Raw genomic sequence first — 20,285 nt, forward strand, 5'->3', positions numbered from 1 at the left:
GGTTATTAATTTAACCGAAAAGTCAAGGTGCAAGGCAGACAGACGAGAAGACAGGCTGCCAGCATTGCTTCAAAATAGTAATAAAAAGAAAAAGAAAAGATTTTGCCCTCTAGTTTGTCACATGCCGCCGCCCTCGGTCATGTTCATGCCGCCACCACCACCGCCTTCAGCACCACCTTGTTCCGCTGCTGCAAGGTTGGGCATTATTTCATCGACGCCTACAAACACCGTGCTAGTATCAGTCAGTTGCACGTCCTCGCTGCCTGCGTTCTTGATGGCAACGTCGGTGATTATTGGATTGTTCGGGTCGTCATGGGATGCTATGTCTACATGATACATGCACTGCTCCCCCGGAGTTGACAACTGCGAAACGAACTCGAGATTTGCAGGCTTTAGGTCAGGTGCCTGCCCGATCAACACCTGCACTGAAGCATTGTGCTGGGCATCGCAGGGAACTTGTAGCGCAATATGACCCTTCATTATATGGTACGGCGTGGCGTCATATACATGCATAAAGCCGCCTGCGGGAATGGTCAGAGGCCCCGTTAACAAGACAGAATCCCTTGCTATCGTGCTCTCCCCCACTACCACCTGCGCGTTGGCCGTCCCTATTGTTGTTGTCACCCAGGCAGCCGAAAATGCCGCCGTTAATAATATGCCGGTCATTGCAGTCGCCAAAAATCTATGTTTGGTCATCATTGATGCCTTGATTTTGGTGCCGCTGTCGCCTTGAGACATCCTCGTCATATATTTTTCAATGGCTCGATCTTCTTTAAGGATGTCTCACATGTTTTCCTAAGAAATATGCGGTAATTGCTTGAACTGGCTGCAAGTATGGCAAATTTACGATATGCAAGCATAGCATTAATTTTTTCCTTCAGCGCTGCCAAGAGCCTTTGACCGGCATTAGCTGTCAGATGCTTTTTCCACAATGTCTGCAAAAAACTCGCTTCAGCGTCATTCCACATACACGCATATCCACATCTTGGAGCAGAGTTTCTAGAGGCTGCTAACGTTTCAAAGAATTTGCGTAACTAAGAACATGCTAGAAATCCGTGCTACAAAGCATATATCCTATAATGGGTTTTTCATTCCATGAATAGCGTTTCTGCAATCCTCTTGCTTGGACTTTTGTCATTTGGCGCCATAATCTCTTCTTCTGCAAAACCAGCCTTTGCCCACACGTTTAGCGGAGACGAAAGCGCGACATTTCTTGCCAAGGTCGAGGGATTAAAGGTCGAAATAAATCAGATTGGCAAGAACATCTCAAATTCTTCTCTTGTCAAGTGGCACGTCGACAAGATCGGCGAATTCTGGAACGCAAACGATACCAAGGAAGTCGCCGAAAGAAATCAGCGCGTTGCCAATGATGTTACCACAGGTCTGGATAAACTCTTTTCAGAAGTTAACAAGACAAACCCCGATCCTGCAGTGGTCAACCAGACGGCAAGCGGCCTGCAAGATACCCTTGGAGAGGTCGTATCCGTAAGGATTGACAGCTCTGCGCTACAGAATGCAACTGTAAATGCTCTTGCCTTGAGAAGCGTGCTGGATGAAACTCTGGAAGATTATGGAATAGCAACGGGCGTGTCGGAAGAAGAAGAGGAGGAGGGCGGCAACAGCACTTCAGCGGCCAACCAAGCAGCGGAAGCAACGACAGGTCCGGCCAAAATAGTCAACATGGCGGCATACCAGACGGCGCAGGGACTTGCAGCATCTGCAACTGGCATGTTTGACAAGCTAAAGACAATGTCGTCAAGTAACGCTACATCTGCAATAGGTGAGATCGACAAGGGATTAAAAGACCTGCAAAAGGCTATCGCAGACAAGGCACCACTTGACGACGCAAAGAAAATAGTCGACGGCACTATCAACCCTAACTTGCAGGCCGCGTACAGGCTGCAGGTAGTCCCAGAGTTTCCGGTGCCCTTGCTGATGTCCGTGGGCGCTATCGCAGCCGTCGTGGTAATTACAAGGTACTACAGGCATTTTCGCAGAGCTAGCTGAGCTGCAAGACACCGCCAGATATCTTGCGTATGATCTCCTCGGCTTTTTCCTTTTTTACCACGCCTGTCACAAAGTGAGGCTTGCCGCCTCCCCGGCCGTCGGCGCCTGCCGCTTCGCGAAAGACCTTGTTGCAATCAAGATCAATGTTTTCCATCGCTTCGTTCCTTGCAAAGATAAAGTAGGCGTTATTATTGTCGTCACTTTCAGCACCAGCAGCATTATTGTTTTTGTTGGCAATGACTACCACCGCATTGGGTTCGGCTATCTTTTCCCCTGCGAATTCCTGCAGCGACTCGTCAGCAAGGCCGGAAAACACTCCGCTGTAGACCCTGATTTTGCTGTTGTTGTTTTCAGCAGGCACCATCGACCGCAGTTTTTCCATGCTCAATGCCTTTAGCTTTTTAAAGGCAGACTCGCCTTCCAGCCTGACTTTTCTTGCAGTATTTTCCACGGTGTTCAGGTTTGCGCCCAGCTCGCCGCAGACCTTTATCATTTTTGCCGAAAGCGAAACTGCGGTGTCTTTTGCGTGCCTGCCCACTGCAAAGTCTACTTCGTATTCGCTTCCGCTCCTCGACAGCCTAGTTACGAGAAAGAACCCGCACTCTTGCAGGTTGCCGACGTGCTCCATGGCGCACGCGGTGACATCGTGGCCTGCTATCTCTACCACCCGCACCTCTCCGGATATGCGCTGCTCGTTTGCCCGGAGTGAAGGGTTGGCGTTTCTTGCCTCTCCAAGCGAGGGATAGGTGCGGGTCGTCACCTCCCGGCCTTCTTCAATGAGCGCATTTACCATGACCTCTGCCCTCACGATGGTGTCAATGTCCAGCTGCGAAATCGCGATAAAGGCGGTATTGCCGCCATCTTTTTTGTTGTGCTCGACCTTTCTCACCTGCAGCGTCCGGCCAAGGATCTTTTGCAGCGCGCCGATAAACGCGTGCTCGGCCGTATGCGCTGCTGCCACCATCGTCGCCTTTTCTCCTTCCATGTGGCTTGCAATAGGCAGGCAGGGCAATAAAAACATGGAATCTGTCGGGGTTCACGGAGAAAACAAGCGCAGACTCTTCTCACGCGTCGCTACTTCTTTTATACATCTGCACATACACACATGCGCGCGTTTCCAGCGGGCTACAAATACAAGCGTAGTTGTAGATGTTAATTTTTTATCATGGCAGGCTTGCCGGGCAACTGTGACCTTGATCCCGCGGTTTGCTTTTTGCATGAACTTGATGAGAGCAAGGAGTCGTTGGTGTATGACATGCAAGAGTTGTCCCGGTGGCTCGTTGATCTGTCAGTAATACAGTTGCTTGAAGAAAAGAAGTTAAAGAAATTCGATTTCATCGTGACAGAGAACTATCATATCCGGCTCAAGGAGCAGACGGCAAAAGCATTGATTGAAAGGATAAAGTTGAATATGAATGCAAAATCAATATTCAAGGGAAGAGATATGCTTCTTATCAATCAGTTCTATTTGGGAATGTACGGGCGCTTGCAAACTTTGCAGGCAGCAAAACAAAGTCATTGTCATTAGATGTTCCGCAGTTGGAGATTAAGAGAAACGATAGTACAGGATTACAACAGCAAATCCTCTTGATGACGCCGGAAGAAAGGAGGAAGCGCGGAATCAACAAGTCCACGTTGTAGCACAAGAAAAAATAATTGACAGAAGGAAAGACGGTCAAGGTATGTGGCAAATTGCTCTCAAAGCTAGTTTGAGACAGAAGACGCCAAGAATTCTAATTTATTCCTACTATTCCCCCCTAAGAATATCGCTGCGGCGATTACCATGGTGGCTATTGGCCAAGGTGGCTCTGCTTCCAATACAGCTCACACAATAAATCCTATTGTTCAACAGGTCCAAAGTCCGCTTGAACATCATCATTGCCATTCCTTGTTAGCCTCTTCTGATGAGTGCCATCAGCATCCATGATGTAGATTTGAAACCGGTTGCCATCGTCCTTATTATTTGAATATACTATCTTCTTTCCGTCGGGAGACCAACTTGGGTCTACATCATTATCAGTCTTTGAGAAATTATTATTCACTGCTGTCAACCTCTTCTGGTGTGTACCATCAATATCTGTGACACAGACTCTAGCTTGGGCACCGTCTCTTGTACTTATGAATACGATCTTCTTTCCATCCGGCGACCAGTTGGGAGAGTAATTGTGCAAGCTGTTGGTCGTCAGCCGTGTTGGGTGCGAACCGTAAATATCGGTTACATATAGCTCGTATAGAACATCACCGTCCTTCTTGGCTGTACCTACGATCTTTGTTGCATCAGGCGACAGCTTGGGCCAATAAACGATTGCGCTACTATTTGTCAACCGCGTCTGGTTTATGCCATCGGCGTTCATCACATAAATACCAGTTACAAGAGGAAGATCTCCTAGCAGAAATCCCTCACTAAGGTGAGTAGCCTTGGTAAAAAAGATCTTTTTGCCGTCTGACGACCAATTTGGCGATAAATTATCCGCGTAATCATTTGTCAACCGCGTCTGATTCGTACCGTCAGCATTCATTACATAGATCTCGCCAGTGCCATCTCTCCAACTCACAAATGCAATCTTTTTTCCATCAGGTGACCATCGAGGAGAATAGTCGAGCGTATTGTTTGTCAGCCTTCTTTCATTTGTACCATCAGCATCGATTACAGAGATCCCTTGGGTGCCGTCAGCTCTCGTGCTCATAAACACAATTTTGCCATTTTTCCCGGGAAATGCAGCCGATGCTTTCTGAGGAGCAGAAGAAGACATTGTAATAATCATTAATGTGCCCAAGGTTGAGACAACAATTGAAGCCACGAGTAGCATAGACAGAGAGACAGCAGCTATTGCACTTTTCTTGTTGTTGGTAGCGTTATACCCCATATCTTTCACCTTTGCTCTCCTTCTTTGCTAACGCTTCTAAATCTGTGTATTAGCACGATGATTCCAACCGCGAACCCTGCTATCGATGGAAAAATACTCGAGGGAGCATGAAATTCTGGGACGACAGCCTGAGAAAAGGAAACAGAAAAATACATTCTTGAGGTGTTTGTGGGAACCTCTTTTGCCATCCTAAGAATTCCATCCTTGTTTAAGATCAAGTGGATGACCAATGTAGAATTGGTAGAGGTTCTGTCAATGAATGCCGCGCCTTCTTTGTATGTTATTGGAAATCCATTTACAGTTGCATTGATAGCCATAGCACCCGACAATTCATTGACAGAGTTTGGTATCATGATGTCTTGATGTACAACCATGTCCTTTGGAGTCAACTCGGTAGTGTTCCAGAAGTACGGAATAGACCAAGTCAATGTGTGCTTTTTGTCATCGAATCTAAAATCTTCAGGTTTGTCAGATTGGGTCAGGACGGTCAGATTGTACGTTTTCCCGTTGGCTGTAATAATCGGCTCAGGTAGAGCCTGCTCTAAATAACGCCATACATTAAACGTCGGAGCATCGGATTCGTTGAAAACGGACGGCCGAACTCCACCAGTATTGGCGGCAAGAATTCTTATCTGAAAGAGATAAAGTCCTGTTGAAAAGCCTTCAGGCACTTGGATTGTTACGGTGTCATTGTGATTAGCAACAACAACTGCATTATTCATCAGCGAAGAAGAATTTCTTTGCCCCTCATCAACAGTAGCAACGGTACCAGCGCTACGAGTTCCATCCCCTGTTTTCGCCTGTTCTACACTGTGTAACATATTCATAACCAACGTGCCATTCTTTGAGTAGAATGTCTCATGAAAAAGCACTTTGTTCTGCGTTATTTTTTTGACTGCGATGTTATAGGTAGTATGTAAAATGGTGTGACCATCAGAAATGTCGCAAAGCCTGATGCTTGCAGATAAATTTCCATTATAATTATTAGCAGGCAGAAATGCAGTATTCCGCGGCAAGTATGGTGCGTGCGGAGTCAGTATAACATCAACATCTGTTAGTGCATCTCCTATTTTATGCGGGGCACGGTCTCGGTTGAAGTCGGCTCCCTTGTCAGGATTCATGGCGATTGTGCCATCGCCACAAGGTTGTGCCTGTGCATACGCTCGTGCCTTAAATGAAAATTGCTGAGTCAGAAACGGTATTGATATTGCAAGCGCCAAACAAATGCTCAGCATCATTCTACCAATAACCGCGTTCATTTCGGCACTTCAACTGTAGAAAGTCATACGCGTTTAATCAAACTATGGGAAAACGATTCTGTTAGGACTTTCAGGTATTTCCATAGTTCTTTCTTCTTGCTTACATCTTTATCTGTTTTGCATTACCACAATACTTTAGGGTGATAATGGCAAGGGGTATCATTGTTGCCGCGGTTGTTGGAATTGTTGTATTCCTGCTGACATCATCATCATCCGCTATTGCCTTGGCTGCAGCAACAAACCAAACTTCGACCGCTACCGGCTCCTCGCAGCATTTCTCTTCTCTTTTAACAGTTAGAGCTGAAGGTCTTGATGGTCGTGAGCTTGTACTGCTACCTTTGATATTCTCTCATCAAGGAAACGTGACCATAAAAGAAGCACCAGCCAAGTTAAACATCCCAAGCAACATACAAAATTACACAATTACAGCACCAGATACACTATTTTCTAATTTTGATAATGCAACGTTTGGCCACTAGAAGGACACTCTTTCCACAAATAGAACCAGAACCATAAGCATTTCCAACAATAATAATGATGATGGCGACGATAACGGCAGTGATAGTGGCGGCTCAGAGAATCTTACAGCTGTCTATAGATTCATCACTCCCGCATGCGATGGTTGTAGAGCATTTTTGCATGAGGGCTTTGCTGAGCCATTAGTGATAAGGATTGTTGATTCTGAAGGCAACTTGCTTAATGGCGCTAGGGTGACAGCCGCACCCAAAACCGGGCCCTTGATGCCTTCCTCTGGCTTTTCACCCGCAGTTACTTTTTCTAATTTGAAGAATGCAACGACTTATGTTGTTTCTGTACCAACGACTTTTGTTGGCAGTAATTTCATAAGCATTAGTAATAGTCATACCAGTAGCAGCAATGATGATGACGGCAACAGCAGTAGTGGCGATAGTAGTAGCGGAATCTACCATTTCGATCATTGGCAGGGAATAGACGGCTACTACCATTATAGCAGAAACACCTACAACATAGAGGTAACGGTTTATTCTTCTCCTACTTTCTTCGCAAACTATGAGATAACACTCATAGCAGTTTACAACAAGGAATAACTATCATCATAATCGTAATCTTGATCATGTAATAATCAACAATATATGAAAAAAAAGCGGCGCGCTAATTCATGCTCGAAAAGTCCACATTGAGGAAAGGAAGTCCGATAACTCTGAAAGACAAGACGGTTGCACGCCTGCTCGCGTACATCCGCTTTACCTATGAAGGTCATTTCTCACTTCGTCAATCAACGCAAATTCAGCAGAATGAAGGGTCTTATCTATTCCAATTCCTGTCAGGATCGGTCAACCAAGAGTACATGTCTTCCAACAGGTAGTCAGGAAGGCGACCCGGCCGGTCAATCCAGCTGTCCTTGCCAATGTTGATCAGACCGTGACCATGGCCCGGATACACAATTATGGTATGGTCAGGATGGTTTAGAGCCAGCAGCTTCTGCTCCAGCATAAACGCTTGTTCGGGTGGCTGGCCTATGTCACGTCCGCCATGAATTAGCAGGATGCCAGTAGAGTTTAGGTTTCCAATTACGCTCAGGTTGTCCATGTCTGCAAACGACCTCATCATCGGTGGACACCCGACGCCTAGATACGGGCAGGATTTGTCCTTGGTATCTACAAATATTGATTGAAATCTCTGTTCAAGAAATGCTCGAAGAGTGGTGTCGATTTTTACTGCTTTTTCTTCATTGCCGACGTTGACTTCTCCTGTCCTTAATCCTTCGATGAATTGAAAGTTGCCTGTAGCACTACCACTATTGTTGTCAACCAAGATCTTGCCTGGAAGCGGACCGAGAGTCCAATAGGGTGTGTTCCTCGTTGCTGCAACCTCTGATAGCGATAGAAGGCCGTCATGGTTGACATCCAAGACTTCCCTTGTAAATTGGAGGGTGGTGTTTACCATCTGCGTATGGATCAAATCACCTATTTTATCAGCGGCGCTGGACATCAGAACCACATTCTTTACAAATGGATTGGCGGCAGCCACCCTTGTCGCTATCCATGTTCCCTGGCTTGCACCGAATATTGAAATATTGTTCTTGTCAAATTCTGGCTGTTTGGCCAGGGTATGCAGCGCCTTGTTTGCATCGCTGATAAGGTCATCCATTGTCTCGTTATACCATAGGCCAAGGTTTTCTACAGTGCTGTTTGCGCCAATTGCCCTCTTGTCATAGCGCAAAACCACAAAGCCTCTTTCAGACATGTATTCTGCAATTTGCTTGAATGGTCGGATATCAGGAGGGAAGAAATGATCCTTGTCTGCCGGCCCCAATCCATGGATCAAGAGAAGTGCGGGAAGTGAATGGTTAGCCAAGGCCGGCAATGTCAGCTCTGCATCTGTATGTATTCCCCCTCCCAAATCTATAGTCAAATCTCTGTGGCGGATTGTCTTGCTATGCTCATCGTCGCTAACGTTTGTCGAAGAAGGAGAGGAGGAAGAGCCAGAAGGAACGCTGGTGCTGCCGTCAGTACTATTAGTAGTAGGTACAGAGTCGCCCTGAGCGAACACGGTTACTGGAATAATGAATAGAGAAAGGACAATTGCTAAAGCAGACTTGATCATCCGAGTCTTCTTCTTGTGTGATAATAAAAGAGTATCCGCGCTGTCTGCTAGTAGTAACGTTCCACCATATCGATAGTAACTAGTTTTTGGATTCCAGTCAGTGTACTATTGCTTCTCAATCAACGTAAATTCAGCAGAATGTGGAGGCTTATCTATACCCCACATCCGTGATGGAGGGATATAGATGGAGAAGACATTTCCGTTGCTACGATCATATGTACTATACCAAAAACGAGTCAAATGACTAAAATAATGTAGCAAGCTTGGTCGGTGCTATTTGGAGATAGCTAGCTGGAGAGTTGCAGCTTTGTCATCTTGACGTTGCTAACCATAGTGGCTAACAATTGTGCCGCAATAATAGGCAAAATGGAAGAAAAGGAGCTCCCTTACGAGTTGCTCGACAAAGAATCTAGCAGCTTTTCGCAGCGTTGTTGATTAGTCCGTTGGGCAGATATCCCGCTCAAATAAGTTAAGCCATGGCGACACTCGTGCCCTTGCTTTGATCCCAAGTCGCAAAGTAAAGAGGAGATATTTCTATTATAACAGACTCTCCACTCCTTATGGAATGCATTAGAAACTTTGCAATCTTGTTCTCGAGGCTCCCTGTATACTTGACCACTAATTTCTCTGCGAATGGTACGTTTCTATTAACATCTTCAGAGATAGTGGCTATGCCTTTGCCTCTTACTCCTTTGTACGGGACGCTTTCATCATCAATGCAAAAATAGACGGCGCCCCTATTTCTGATATTTTGGGCTTTCCTAGAGTTCTGACTTGTTTCAAAGTACAACTTGTACCCATCAAAGTAGTACCATACCGGGTGCACATTGGGGTCGCCTTTATCATCTATAGTTCCTAGTCGAACAAATCGCCTACCTGTTGAAAGTTCTTCGCCTCGTCTTCAGTCATAGCTGAACCGAGCCCGGGCTCGCTTGCATCAAGAATTTTCATGTCAGTCCATTTTCAGATTAGGGCAATAATTTCGTTTAGCCATACAATTCTCTTTAAGTAGACCTCTTTGATTCTGAATCTGTGCCAGAAGGCAAGCCGTGACTGCTTCCTTTCTTCCCGATGAGAGTGGTGGGGATATGTACAGAATCGACAAAATCGCCGCTACGTCCGTGTACACTACGCTTGTCAAATGAACCAATAAGACGCATCCAACTACTTTACCATTCGATCCTCTTTCTATCGAAGAAGAAGCCGCCCGTTGGACCTCTGTCTGGCAATGTAGCTAGCCAGGCAGCTGTGTCAGCTCCGTCTTCTACAGACCTTGGAGCAGAAGGACCGCCCATGTCTGTCCGAACCCAGCCTGGGTCGACCGCGTTTACCAGTATGTTAGTATCTTCTCTCCTCAGTTCGTTTGCAAACATAATGGTCAGTACGTTTAAGCTTGATTTTGATAGGCTGTAAGCAGGAGCATAAAGACTCTGTTGTATTGTAGTCAGAGCTCCAGCGCCGCTAGATACATTTACTATCCTACCGTACTTGTTTTTCTTCATCATGGGCACAAAAGACTGACAAAGGCGCCATGCACCAATCAAGTTAGTCTCGAGTGTGGCTTTGACAATTTGTAGGTCAATTTTGCTTGGGAGGTTATCGGTCTCATCAAGTAGGACGCCTGCATTGTTCACCAAAATGTCGAGCTTGCCAGATCTAGAATGAATTGTGCTAGCTAGCTTATCGACTGAATCTTGGTCTGTAACGTCAAGCTCAAAGGCAGAGACGGTTGTTGTCGTTGTGGTGGTTGTACCGCCCGCTGGCGGCGGTGCTATTGATCTTGCTGCCGCCTCTCCTTGGCGAATGTCTCTTGAACCAATAATTACGCTAATCCCCTGTAGGGCAAGCTGCTTGGAAATTGCAAAGCCAATTCCCCTGTTTCCACCAGTTACTAAGGCAACTTTTTTTGATTGGTTTGTAGTAGACATAAGGTATCGCCCGGTATCCTTTTCTGTTAAGGCCGCAACAGTGTCTTGATTGCGTGACGCTCGTCCATTGCGCGGTAGCCCTCGGCGACTTGGTCGAGGGGCAAGACCAGATCGAAGACCTTGCCGGGATTGATCGTTCTACTCCATACAAGGTCGATCAGTTTGGGCAAGAAGCGGCGCACCGGAGCGGGCCCACCGTGCAGATGGACATGGGAGAAGAACAGCTGCACACCATCGAGTGCGACGCCGTGCGGCACGCCAACATAACCCACGTAGCCACCGGGGTGAGTAGAATTTATCGCCTACATCATCGACTGTTGAGTGCCAACGCACTCCAGCACCGAGTCAGCGCCGATTCCGTTCGTCAGCTCTTTGATACGGGCCACGCCCTCACCGCCGCGCTCAATCACGATTTCGGTCGCGCCAAAGTCTCGGGCGAGCTTCTGCCGCGACGGGTGACGGCTCATCGCAATAATTCGCTTCGCTCCCATCTGCTTTGCAGAGAGCACACCAAGCAGCCCGACTGCTCCATCACCGACCACCGCAACCGTTGAGCCAGTTTTAACGTTCGCCGTCGATGCGGCGAACCACCCTGTCCCCATGACATCAGAGAGCGTCAGGAGGCTAGGGACCAAGTCCTCTGCGGGGACATCCGGAGTTGCGACAAGGGTGCCGTCAGCAAGCGGGACGCGCAGCAACGGCGCCTGCGCGCCGCCAACGGGCTCGCGTTCAAGACAGGAGGACTGATAACCGATCTGGCAGTTGGGACAGGTGTCGTCGGATGCAAAGAATGAGCCGATGACGAACTGGCCAGGCTTGATGGATTTGACCGCGCTTCCGACCTCTTCTACAATGCCGCAGTATTCGTGGCCCATGGGGGTCGGTTGGGCAATGGGTTCGATGCCGCGGTATGGCCACAAGTCAGATCCGCAGATGCATGCAGCCGAGTTCCTGATGATGGCGTCGGTCGGCTTGACGATCTTCGGGGCCTTGTGCTCCTCGAAGCGTATGTCGCGTGGCCCGTACAGAATACTGCCTCGCATGGTTTTCACTCCTTATTTTCTGCGCCTCGGGAATACCGCGATACTTCCGTCAAACTGCTGCCGCGGGTGAACGATATTGTTGCCATTGGATGCTTGCCTTCTGTGATAAATGCATCTGTATGGCACACTCGGGTTGCATGAATTTTTGTCAAGACCTGATTAGTTGAAGGCTTTGGCGTAGAAACCTCTTTGACTTGCCACCTGGCGCCTGCGCTTGGAACAACTGCCGCTTTCATATCAACAGCTGCACGCAATGTGCCTAAACAGTTTCGGAGAACTTGTCTGTAGGCATCGTTAGTTAGGCTGGCCAAATTTGAACTGCCATACCAGTAGTAAAAACAAGCGCAAATTCTGCTTTGTGCATCGCTACTTCTTTTTATGCATCTGCGCATATGCGTGGAGCGAAAAGCGCGACTTTCAATTGAAGCAAGACTAGCAAAGATTAGGTACGTATGTACATATGTTGTTACATAACTTGATGCATTGTTGCCTATCGGGCAAGAATCTATTCTATCAGCATCTCACAATTCTTAATAGCTCACGACTCTTTTCATTAATCAGAGAGAGAGAGAGAGAGAGAGATGACTTTTGGATGCATCAATTTCATCATCCAAAATGGCTCATGCCGGTAGATTCATCAGCTTATTTACGGATTCCACATCATCATTATCATATCCATTTTTTACTACAAGCGACGGAGAGGACTATCTCCCTGTTTGAAGTTCAAGAATGAGATTACTTCGAAGAGATTGATAATCCGGCGATAGCATCAACGTACTGTCGCTTGCTGCAGCAAAGATGCGCCATAATATTGATGAGGAAGATTCAGCTGTTTTCAAGTTAAGCAATCTTTTTTGCATCGTTGTGGGAATTCTGTATGTGTGCCTAAATGAAGGAGGTCAAGTCCGGTCGTAATACCGGTGGTGGCTGGAATCCAAAGACATCCAGAAGAGATTTTCTAAAATTGATGGTAGCAGTGGGCACGGTTTTCACGTTTGCGCCGTTTGTAGACTGGGGCAAGTTCCTCCCCAACCCTCAGACAAACGTACCCGCAAAGGCCAAGGCAGAACTTCCAGACGGCTCGCAGGCCAATGTGAATACTTTTCCCGTAAATTCTTCGCAAGTGGTAATATACCCAAAGACCAATGATGAAGTGCTCAATCAAGAAGCGTTCCGCACGTGGCAGTTCATAAGACTCCCGGAAGAACTTGGAGGCACCAAGAACGACGTCTCGGCATTTCGGATGTACAGCTCTGTCTGCCTCCACCTCTGGTGCCTCTGGAAGTACTTTCCAGACCCGGGCCGCAAGAGAGGAGAATGCCCCTGCCACGGCAGCATGTACGACCCGATGAATGGCAAGGCATTTGCAGGGCCGGCGTCGCTGCAGGCTCCTCCAACAAACGTACTTCCCGAACTGGATTTAGAAGCAGACGAGAAAGGAGACATCTGGATAAAACCAGCCAACTGGAGCGTAAATGGAAACGGGATAGTAGGATATGGAAGGTTTTTGAATCAGTGATGGCAGAAGCATGTACGTACAATATATGTAATAATATCACATCCGGGCTCAAAGCAAGTCGCTGTTGATGCCATGTCGGGCTGGGACTCGATCTAAACTATCTTTGCCTTCCTGACGTCGGCCGGCCCGGCATGCAGCCATGCGTGGTCGAACAGGTCTGTACACCATTCGACGAACTCGGGGCTGTCCCCGGCCAGCATCGCGCCCATGTCCACCTCTCCCTTGGCGTTTGGGAACATTATCGCCGCCCGCCCGTCTGCGATGTACAGGGCGGTGCTTACCTTGTCCACCATCCGCTGCTCGATGGCGTTTGCAGAGGTAAGCTTGGCCATCGCCGGTATGATTTCATCCATCACGTTCTGCGGAAACACGGTGTTGCACCCTATGATGGTCCGGAGCTCCACTCCCCTTCTTGCCCTGTCGATGAGTATCTGGCCCTCCTCTGGCCACGCCTGCGAGACCATTACCTTGAGCTGCCTTGTGGCCGACATCTCTAGTTTTTTCAGGTCCTGCATCACGACGGTCACGGTCTCGACCATCCTGCACTTTTCAAGGGCGCCCATCCGGTGCACAAACTTGTCTGGAAGGAATGCAAGCGTGTGTTCCTGAAAAAACCGTGAATGTTTTTTCATGAACCGGAAATACGGCAGCTGCATCGTTATTGCCCGGCCAAACTCGCTCAGGTAAAACTCGCCGTCCCTCCTTTCAAGGATTCCCGACTCTAGCAGCCTGTTGGCGTTCCGGTGCACATCCTGCACTGTAACCCCAAGCTCCCTCGCAAGAGTGCTTAGCTTTGCAGGCCTGTTTGCTACCGACGCGATTATGGCGCAGCGCGTCTCGCTTGCTAACTCCATGAACAGGCTGGCGGCCTCGACAGGCTCGTCAGAACCGTCCACAGGGATACTAGAGTGCATCGGCGCTAATTAAGACTTTCAGCAGCTTTGTTAAAAGTTAAGCAGGCCACGCAAGGGTTGCGACCTCTTGTTGAGGAGGGAATATCATCACACTATTGCCATATTACAGGTACAACATGACAACAGGAGAGTTTGAAATAAGAGGGCAGTTTGCAGAACTGCAGAGAAAGTACAAAGAATACCTGCCAAAGGTCGATCCCGAATTGATAGACGAGCTCCTCCTGCGCCAGATGGAAAACCCGTCCAACCCTGACCCGATATTCATGGTGGAGGTGTTTACTAGGCCCGGCCTTGACACGGAAAAGGTCAGGAGGTACATCATTGAAAAGACTGGAATGAGTCCGGCCATATACGACAACGGCACGCACTATGTGACAAACCAGAAACTCAACTTGAAGATACTAAAAGAGATCTCGGACTCTGACGACGTCTTGGAGGTCACGGGCGAGTACACGGGCGGGATTGGCGCGTACGGCGCGTCGCACGAGCACAGGGAAATTGAAAATACGAGGGGAGCCGCAAGCGGGCGCGGAAGCCCACCTGAGAAAGAAGTGCCCCGGTACGCAGAGCACGAAAAAAAGACTAGCAACCTGAGAATTGCAGTGTATACAGCTGCAGGAATCATTGGCGCAGTTATAATTGCAGGCTGGGTCATAAGCGGGGGGATGCTTCCAAACGCCAATGTCGGAGGAGGAAGCAACAGCGCAAACACCGCCGCCACGATTCCAGGGGTGCCGGGCGCAGTGCACGGCTTTGTCGCAGGCCCGGGAGGTCTGCCGGCAATCGGCGCAAGCGTGATAGCTGCAGAGCAAAACACGGGGCACCACGCAAACGCGTTTGTGTCTGTAAACGGCCAGTACTTTTTGGACTTGCCCCCAGGCAACTATGTCATCATAGCGGCGTACCCAGACGGGACAAACAGGGCAGTCAACGGGTTCGTGGTCGGAAGCGGTTCGGAGCACCGTCTCGACTTTGCCTACTAACAACAACACGCGGGCGGCAACTACGACGGCTACCTCAAGGTGGCTGTACTATGCGGCGGCAGGCGCGACTGCAATCGCGGGGATACTGCACCTGTACATGGGGCCGGGCACGCTCGGCTTTAACGCAAACACGGGCGTGTTCTTTATCGTCTCAGGAATAGCCCAGCTCTTCTGGGTCGTGCCGATGATAAAGAGATGGGGCAGGCCGTGGTACGCGGTAGGAATCGCAGGGACGGCTGTCCTGGTGGCGATATACTTTGTCACGAGGATGCCGGGAAACCCGATCACCGGAAGGGGCGGACCATTAAACGCGATGGGTGCAGTCACAGAGATAGCGCAATTTGCGTTTATCGGCCTCGCTGTGGCCATTCTTGTGATGGAGAGCAGGCGCAGGCGCGCCGCCGCCTGATCCTCTCTCCCTCTTCGTCTGCCGCTTTTTTTCTTCTTGGCAAGAAGGATTTTAACCTCCCGTCCGGTACAACCAAGACGCGTATCCGTCTTGGCAAACACCAACAACAAAGCTAAAAAAATCACCACCATTGCAACCCTTGGCTCGCACTGCGCGCTACAGGTGTTAAAGGGCGCAAAGGACGAGGGCTTTCGCACGCTCCTTGTATGCGAGAAAAAGCGCGTCGGCCTTTATGAGAGGTTTGGCTTTATCGACGACATGATAATAGTCGACAAGTTTTCAGAGGTGGCCGGCGACAGGTGCAAGGCCGCGCTAAAGAAAAAGGACGCCATCATAATCCCGCACGGCACGCTCATTTCGCAGATGTCAAGCGACGAGATAGAGAAAATAGAGACCCCGGTATTTGGCAACAAGTGGATACTGCGCTGGGAGGCCGACAGGGAGATGAAGCAGAAACTGATGGAAGAGGCAGGGCTGCGCACCCCAAGGCCAGTACAATCCAAAGACAAGATAAGCGGCCTCTGCATAGTAAAGTTGCACGGCGCAGCCGGCGGCAGGGGCTACTACCTTGCGTGGAACCGCGAGAGCTTTGAGGAAGGCGCAAAGAGGCTTGTACAGCAGGGCATGATAAGGGGAGAGCAGGACCTTTACATCCAGGAATTCATAAGGGGCGTGCCGGTGTACCTGCAGTATTTCTATTCTCCTGTGACAAAGTCCCTAGAGTTGCTGGGTGTTGACAGGCGCTACGAGTCGGACATTGACGGCATTGGAAGGATACCGGCCAAACAACAGTTGGGAGCAGGAGGCGAGCCCTCGTACACGGTCGTCGGCAACATACCACTTGTCCTGCGAGAGTCGCTCCTTGACGAGGTGTACAAGATGGGCGAGAGCTTTTGCAGGGCAGCCGAGCGGCTGGTCAAGCCGGGAATGCCCGGGCCGTTCTGCCTTGAAGGCGTGTACGACAGCGAGGGCAGGTTCACCACGTTTGAGTTTTCCGCAAGAATAGTTGCCGGGACGAACCTGTACGTGGACGGCTCGCCGTACTCTGGCTTGCTCTATGACGAGCCTATGAGCATGGGCAGAAGAATCGCCCGCGAAGTCAAGATGGCAAAGAGAAAGAACTGCCTTTCAAGCATCGTCACGTGATATTTTCTTTTGCACGAGCCGTACCACTGCAAGGGCCGCCGCTGCCGCAAGCGCGACTACAAACGCCGGCGTCGTTATTGATAGCGCCAAAGCAGAGCCCGCCGCAAGGGCTGCAAGCGTTGCAGTGAGGGCGCCTGCCGCGGCTAGTGCGGCAATTGCAACAATCCGCAGGTTGACCTTTTTCCTTGCAGCTATTGCCGCGCCAGCTGCCAACGGCGAAACATAGACGGCGCCGATAAGAGTACTTGCGACTGCGCCAGCGAGAATGGTTCCACCCTCGCCCCCGCCCGCACTTGAAAACGCCTGCTCTGACGCCATCAGTATCCCAAATAAAGGATACACCGCTGCTTTTACTGTTGCCTGAAGCCACGGCTGCTCTCTTTCATAGTCTGCCACCTGCGGGCTGAAAGAGTAGTAGACTGTATTGAAGACGTCCATAAAGGCCGAGCCGGACATTGATTTTAGCACATAATCGTCCCTGAACCCTCTCAGGAACTGCACCTGCGGCGTAAGCTCAGAGCCAAACGCGGCCGTTGCGATAAGACAGCCGGACGGCTTTTGTTGTTGCTGTTGCGACTGGGACGGTGCAGGGTTGTTGGTGTTGTCGCCCTGCAGCACCACCACATCTATTTTGGCAGACTCGTTTTCACCGTTTATCTTTTGTGCCGTCACGCTATAGCTGCCTGCCGCAGGGAACGCATACTGGGTTGTAAATGTGCCCATGCCGGATGTCAGGTGCTGGCGGTAGACCTCCTGCCCGTCCTTGGTTATGACAAAGTCAAAAGCTGCATTTTCAAGGAGGGTGCTCATGCCACCCGTCGCCTGATTGTTCTGGAGATTCATGACAAACGTGGTTGGTACGCCTGACTCTATCACCTCCGGACCCCACGACATCTCCCAGAGGTATTTTTGCGTGGTAGAGAGCAGGTCGAGCGGGAACTTGGGTTTTTCCGATGTTTTTAGCACAAAGTCTATCGTGCCATTACCACTGCTACCGCCCGAGGCAGGGATGCTTGTCAGCCTGTCGTTGTTGAGCACAAAGTGGACCAGGCGCAGATCCTCAGAAGAATAGTCGTCGATGAGCACTGCGTCTATTGGGAGTTCCTTTCCATTGGCGTAGCCGTGGTAGCCGTTTACCTGCAGCTCCTTCAGGGCCTTTGGGAACTCTAGCTCCATGTGCACGACCGGCACCTGCGATACATAGGTGGAGCTCCAGTTAAACGGCATCGAAAAAGAGATGGAATTTGTAGCCCTGTCGTAGTCAAGGCTGGAAGCGTCAGCATAGTAGGTCTTGACAGACATCTTTTGGTTCCCTTCAGCGGTCTGGACGGTAAAGTCCTGGGTGCTAGAGACGCTGACGTACAAATCAAACGTTTGGTCCGACCCTACCTGCAAGCCAGTACTTGAGCCTTGCAGCGTGACTGCTATCTTGTACAGCCCGCCGTCTGACATCATCATGCTCTTTATTTCCACGGGCGCGTCCTTGCTGACATTTACCCTGTCAGGATTTGCCTGGCCGTTTACTTGCGCCACCTTGGCGCTTGCATCGGGAGTCAGCTTTGCAAACACTATTCCATCGGACGAGTGGAATTCCTGGTCGAGAAGTATCTTGTCGTCTTTTGCCACAGTAACATGGTAGTCAATGCCGGCAATAGTAGCGTTGTTGCCAGCGTCAAGCGTCCTTATCATGAGAGTCGGCTGTGCCTTGCCGGCGGTATCGATGTCGTTTGGAGAGAGCGACGCCTCCACCGCCACCTGCCTGCCCCCTATCGCCACAGGAAGCGATTTGTCGGTGCCAACGCCGTGTCCGTATGCGCTCAACGTAGAGCCACTAAAAAATACCAGCGTCGCCAGCAAAAGGGGCGCCAGGTAACGCTTCACGGACATCAAGACGCAAAAAGGCAAAATAAAGATTTGTAATATAAAAGAGTAAAAGGGCAGTTGCTGCCCTCCTCTCTGTTACTACTGAGTCATGTTCCCTTCCATGCTGCCCGTCATGTTGCCGGTCATGTTTCCAGATATCTCTGTCTCTTGATCATGATCGCTGCTTGACCCTTCTTCTTCCATCGGCAGGCTAAACGCATCCATAAGGTTCTGGTGTACCTTGCCGTGCACGATCACAGTCACTGCTTCAAGAGATGATTGGCCGTCAACGGCGTTCTTTAACTCGTCCAGCCCGGACCTTAGTTTGGCCATAGAGGCTTCAGAACCAGCTGGCGCAACTGCGCTTAGCTTGTAGTACATGCTTGACGCCTTTAGTGCAAGCCACCTGGCAGACTGGTACGCCGGCATGTTGACAACCTTGTCGTGCGCTCCTTCTTCCATCGCGCTGCTACTGCTACCAGTCATGTTCATGCTGCCGCTAGAATGATCGTGATCCCCTTCTTCCATTACGCCGTAGGCACCCTGGTACGATTCCAGAATTTCGTTTACCAGATCTGCAAATACCAGCGCGTTCACGGTCGAGTTGGTCAACTGGCTTTTATCAATCCTGGCAGCGACAGTCTCGCCAAGCAGGCCGTTGATGTCCTTTATCTGCTGGACGATTTCGGACCTCGGGCTGTTGCCTTCAACAGAGGTCTTTAGCTTTCCCAGAGCTGCAGGGAGGTCCGTTCCAAGCCTCTGGTTCCGCTCGGCTATTTCCTTGATGGTAGCCGCGCTCAGATGCTCGGCTGCATGCTCGGCGTGCTGCCTGGCAGAGTCGTGGTTGCCCACGTAGTTGCCGCCTACAAGCATGAGATGAATCTTTAGCGTGTCGACATTCGCAAGAAACGCGGCGCTTTCGTCGCCGGAGAAGTTGTGTGCAAACGCCCTCTGCTGTCCTGCAGATGCATAGGCCAGTCCGCCCACCATCATGGCCGCAAGCAAGAGTGCGGTGGTGCTTTTCCTTTCCATAAATGTAGAAATATACTATCCTTTAATTAGGGTTCTAGTACACCGGCCGAAGTAACTGTACTTTATATCTTGTTTTTAGAGTGCAAATAGACTGCGATGCCAGCGATCACGACCGCGGCAGGCGTCACGTAGTATAGTAGCAGTTCATCAAGCGGGATGCCGGGCGGAAACGCCGTGACGTCAAAGCTTGCCGCAAGCGGCTGCGACGCGTATTTCGCATCGCCGGGGATGCGGGTCTGCAAGGTCACTACATAGTCGCCTGGCGTGTCAAACCTGTAGCGGGTGGTAACGTCGCTTATCTCAGACAGGCGGTAAGGCTCCTGGTATATTGGGTTGCCCGTACGCTTGTCTGCAATTACCACCGATGTGTAGACGTTGTAGAGGTTGTTGCCGTCATTGGCAAGCACGCTAAAGTTGAGGGTAGAGTTGGTTCCAATTATGGGGCTTGAAGGGTACGGCTGGAACACTATCTGGTAGTTATCCACTTGCTTTGTGGCGCCAAAAAAGTGGGCGTACGCCGGGGCAAAAAAGAACACACCTGCAGAAAAGAGCGTGACGATTATTGCAAGGAAGCGCAGAGGCAGCAGCAACAGCATCAGTCTCTGTTTGTTTTGGCGCTTTGCATATTTCAACTATGTTAGTACATCTGCCGGATGAACCACAATTGCTAATATCTGTGCAGGGCACAATTATTCTGCAGCGCCAGATCGCTGCGCACAGAAAAAATAT

At 49.7% G+C, this 20,285-nt stretch carries 19 protein-coding genes and 1 pseudogene; 8 read left to right on the plus strand and 12 right to left on the minus strand.

Going from position 1 to position 20,285, the window contains the following annotated elements; translation table 11 throughout:
• Window positions 1–117: 117 nt before the first annotated feature.
• Window positions 118–747 (minus strand): hypothetical protein, encoded by a 630-nt coding sequence (locus NTE_RS12760; RefSeq protein ID WP_148701363.1) that lies wholly within the window; start codon window positions 745–747, stop codon window positions 118–120.
• Between the two features lie 348 nt (window positions 748–1,095).
• Between NTE_RS12760 and NTE_RS12765 the strand changes: the two genes are divergently transcribed.
• Window positions 1,096–2,007, plus strand: coding sequence for a hypothetical protein (locus tag NTE_RS12765; protein ID WP_148701364.1), 912 nt, complete (start codon window positions 1,096–1,098; stop codon window positions 2,005–2,007).
• On the opposite strand, the gene NTE_RS12770 is transcribed toward NTE_RS12765, so the two are convergent.
• Window positions 2,000–2,992, minus strand: a complete 993-nt coding sequence (locus tag NTE_RS12770) for an alanyl-tRNA editing protein (RefSeq protein ID WP_148701365.1) — start codon at window positions 2,990–2,992, stop codon at window positions 2,000–2,002. The two genes, NTE_RS12765 and NTE_RS12770, sit on opposite strands and share 8 nt — an antisense overlap.
• A gap of 180 nt (window positions 2,993–3,172) precedes the next feature.
• Here NTE_RS12770 and NTE_RS12775 point away from each other — a divergent pair, with 180 nt between their 5' ends.
• Entirely contained in the window at window positions 3,173–3,535 is a 363-nt protein-coding gene (locus NTE_RS12775) for a CRISPR-associated endonuclease Cas1 (RefSeq protein WP_148701366.1), read from the plus strand.
• 310 nt (window positions 3,536–3,845) lie between these two features.
• On the opposite strand, the gene NTE_RS12780 is transcribed toward NTE_RS12775, so the two are convergent.
• The gene (locus NTE_RS12780; RefSeq protein ID WP_420835311.1) at window positions 3,846–4,874 is read right to left on the minus strand and encodes a DUF5050 domain-containing protein; all 1,029 of its coding nucleotides are present in this window, start codon (window positions 4,872–4,874) and stop codon (window positions 3,846–3,848) included.
• A gap of 5 nt (window positions 4,875–4,879) precedes the next feature.
• Entirely contained in the window at window positions 4,880–6,133 is a 1,254-nt protein-coding gene (locus tag NTE_RS12785; RefSeq protein WP_226987008.1) for a hypothetical protein, read from the minus strand.
• Between the two features lie 146 nt (window positions 6,134–6,279).
• Between NTE_RS12785 and NTE_RS12790 the strand changes: the two genes are divergently transcribed.
• Together NTE_RS12790 and NTE_RS12795 are read left to right on the plus strand one after the other, a co-directional pair.
• A complete protein-coding gene (locus NTE_RS12790) occupies window positions 6,280–6,612 on the plus strand; it encodes a hypothetical protein (protein ID WP_148701369.1) in 333 nt (110 codons plus the stop codon).
• Between the two features lie 303 nt (window positions 6,613–6,915).
• Window positions 6,916–7,200, plus strand: coding sequence for a hypothetical protein (locus NTE_RS12795; protein ID WP_148701370.1), 285 nt, complete (start codon window positions 6,916–6,918; stop codon window positions 7,198–7,200).
• A gap of 217 nt (window positions 7,201–7,417) precedes the next feature.
• On the opposite strand, the gene NTE_RS12800 is transcribed toward NTE_RS12795, so the two are convergent.
• The 4 genes and pseudogenes from NTE_RS12800 to NTE_RS12815 form a co-directional block, all read right to left on the minus strand.
• The gene (locus NTE_RS12800; RefSeq protein WP_148701371.1) at window positions 7,418–8,719 is read right to left on the minus strand and encodes an alpha/beta hydrolase family protein; all 1,302 of its coding nucleotides are present in this window, start codon (window positions 8,717–8,719) and stop codon (window positions 7,418–7,420) included.
• Window positions 8,720–9,188: 469 nt separating this feature from the next.
• On the minus strand, window positions 9,189–9,545 hold the full coding sequence (locus tag NTE_RS12805; protein ID WP_264357914.1) for a pyridoxamine 5'-phosphate oxidase family protein: 357 nt from the start codon (window positions 9,543–9,545) through the stop codon (window positions 9,189–9,191).
• Between the two features lie 343 nt (window positions 9,546–9,888).
• On the minus strand, window positions 9,889–10,647 hold the full coding sequence (locus tag NTE_RS12810; protein ID WP_148701373.1) for an SDR family oxidoreductase: 759 nt from the start codon (window positions 10,645–10,647) through the stop codon (window positions 9,889–9,891).
• Window positions 10,648–10,673: 26 nt separating this feature from the next.
• Window positions 10,674–11,690, minus strand: a pseudogene (locus NTE_RS12815) (zinc-dependent alcohol dehydrogenase family protein).
• 889 nt (window positions 11,691–12,579) lie between these two features.
• On the opposite strand from NTE_RS12815, the gene NTE_RS12820 reads away from it, so the two are divergent.
• Window positions 12,580–13,209 (plus strand): QcrA and Rieske domain-containing protein, encoded by a 630-nt coding sequence (locus NTE_RS12820; protein WP_148701374.1) that lies wholly within the window; start codon window positions 12,580–12,582, stop codon window positions 13,207–13,209.
• Window positions 13,210–13,301: 92 nt separating this feature from the next.
• Here NTE_RS12820 and NTE_RS12825 read toward each other — a convergent pair whose 3' ends face one another.
• Entirely contained in the window at window positions 13,302–14,123 is an 822-nt protein-coding gene (locus tag NTE_RS12825) for a helix-turn-helix transcriptional regulator (protein WP_148701375.1), read from the minus strand.
• 95 nt (window positions 14,124–14,218) lie between these two features.
• Between NTE_RS12825 and NTE_RS12830 the strand changes: the two genes are divergently transcribed.
• The 3 genes from NTE_RS12830 to NTE_RS12840 all read left to right on the plus strand — a co-directional run bounded on the left by NTE_RS12830 (window position 14,219) and on the right by NTE_RS12840 (window position 16,661).
• Entirely contained in the window at window positions 14,219–15,106 is an 888-nt protein-coding gene (locus tag NTE_RS12830) for a carboxypeptidase-like regulatory domain-containing protein (protein ID WP_148701376.1), read from the plus strand.
• Window positions 15,096–15,515 (plus strand): DUF7475 family protein, encoded by a 420-nt coding sequence (locus NTE_RS12835; protein WP_148701377.1) that lies wholly within the window; start codon window positions 15,096–15,098, stop codon window positions 15,513–15,515. Before NTE_RS12830 ends, NTE_RS12835 begins: the two co-directional genes overlap by 11 nt.
• 120 nt (window positions 15,516–15,635) lie before the next feature.
• Entirely contained in the window at window positions 15,636–16,661 is a 1,026-nt protein-coding gene (locus tag NTE_RS12840) for a DUF1297 domain-containing protein (RefSeq protein ID WP_148702170.1), read from the plus strand.
• Here NTE_RS12840 and NTE_RS16740 read toward each other — a convergent pair.
• From NTE_RS16740 to NTE_RS12855, 3 genes are all read right to left on the minus strand, one after another.
• Window positions 16,644–18,548: a CFI-box-CTERM domain-containing protein gene (locus NTE_RS16740; RefSeq protein WP_158385555.1), complete on the minus strand. Its 1,905-nt coding sequence runs from the start codon at window positions 18,546–18,548 to the stop codon at window positions 16,644–16,646. The two genes, NTE_RS12840 and NTE_RS16740, sit on opposite strands and share 18 nt — an antisense overlap.
• A 75-nt stretch (window positions 18,549–18,623) precedes the next feature.
• A complete protein-coding gene (locus NTE_RS12850; protein WP_148701378.1) occupies window positions 18,624–19,556 on the minus strand; it encodes a hypothetical protein in 933 nt (310 codons plus the stop codon).
• Window positions 19,557–19,618: 62 nt separating this feature from the next.
• Window positions 19,619–20,188 carry a hypothetical protein gene (locus tag NTE_RS12855; protein WP_148701379.1) on the minus strand — a complete coding sequence of 190 codons (570 nt, stop codon included), beginning with the start codon at window positions 20,186–20,188 and terminating at the stop codon, window positions 19,619–19,621.
• Window positions 20,189–20,285 lie beyond the last annotated feature (97 nt).

The sequence above is a fragment of the Candidatus Nitrososphaera evergladensis SR1 genome (assembly GCF_000730285.1).
Lineage (GTDB): Archaea > Thermoproteota > Nitrososphaeria > Nitrososphaerales > Nitrososphaeraceae > Nitrososphaera > Nitrososphaera evergladensis.

Coding starts and splice junctions, on each gene's coding strand:
- NTE_RS12760 (WP_148701363.1), bottom strand. CDS start 747: ATGACGAGGATGTCTCAAGGCGACAGCGGCACCAAAATCAAGGCATCA.
- NTE_RS12765 (WP_148701364.1), top strand. CDS start 1,096: ATGAATAGCGTTTCTGCAATCCTCTTGCTTGGACTTTTGTCATTTGGC.
- NTE_RS12770 (WP_148701365.1), bottom strand. CDS start 2,992: ATGGAAGGAGAAAAGGCGACGATGGTGGCAGCAGCGCATACGGCCGAG.
- NTE_RS12775 (WP_148701366.1), top strand. CDS start 3,173: ATGGCAGGCTTGCCGGGCAACTGTGACCTTGATCCCGCGGTTTGCTTT.
- NTE_RS12780 (WP_420835311.1), bottom strand. CDS start 4,874: ATGGGGTATAACGCTACCAACAACAAGAAAAGTGCAATAGCTGCTGTC.
- NTE_RS12785 (WP_226987008.1), bottom strand. CDS start 6,133: ATGAACGCGGTTATTGGTAGAATGATGCTGAGCATTTGTTTGGCGCTT.
- NTE_RS12790 (WP_148701369.1), top strand. CDS start 6,280: ATGGCAAGGGGTATCATTGTTGCCGCGGTTGTTGGAATTGTTGTATTC.
- NTE_RS12800 (WP_148701371.1), bottom strand. CDS start 8,719: ATGATCAAGTCTGCTTTAGCAATTGTCCTTTCTCTATTCATTATTCCA.
- NTE_RS12810 (WP_148701373.1), bottom strand. CDS start 10,647: ATGTCTACTACAAACCAATCAAAAAAAGTTGCCTTAGTAACTGGTGGA.
- NTE_RS12820 (WP_148701374.1), top strand. CDS start 12,580: ATGAAGGAGGTCAAGTCCGGTCGTAATACCGGTGGTGGCTGGAATCCA.
- NTE_RS12825 (WP_148701375.1), bottom strand. CDS start 14,123: ATGCACTCTAGTATCCCTGTGGACGGTTCTGACGAGCCTGTCGAGGCC.
- NTE_RS16740 (WP_158385555.1), bottom strand. CDS start 18,548: ATGTCCGTGAAGCGTTACCTGGCGCCCCTTTTGCTGGCGACGCTGGTA.
- NTE_RS12850 (WP_148701378.1), bottom strand. CDS start 19,556: ATGGAAAGGAAAAGCACCACCGCACTCTTGCTTGCGGCCATGATGGTG.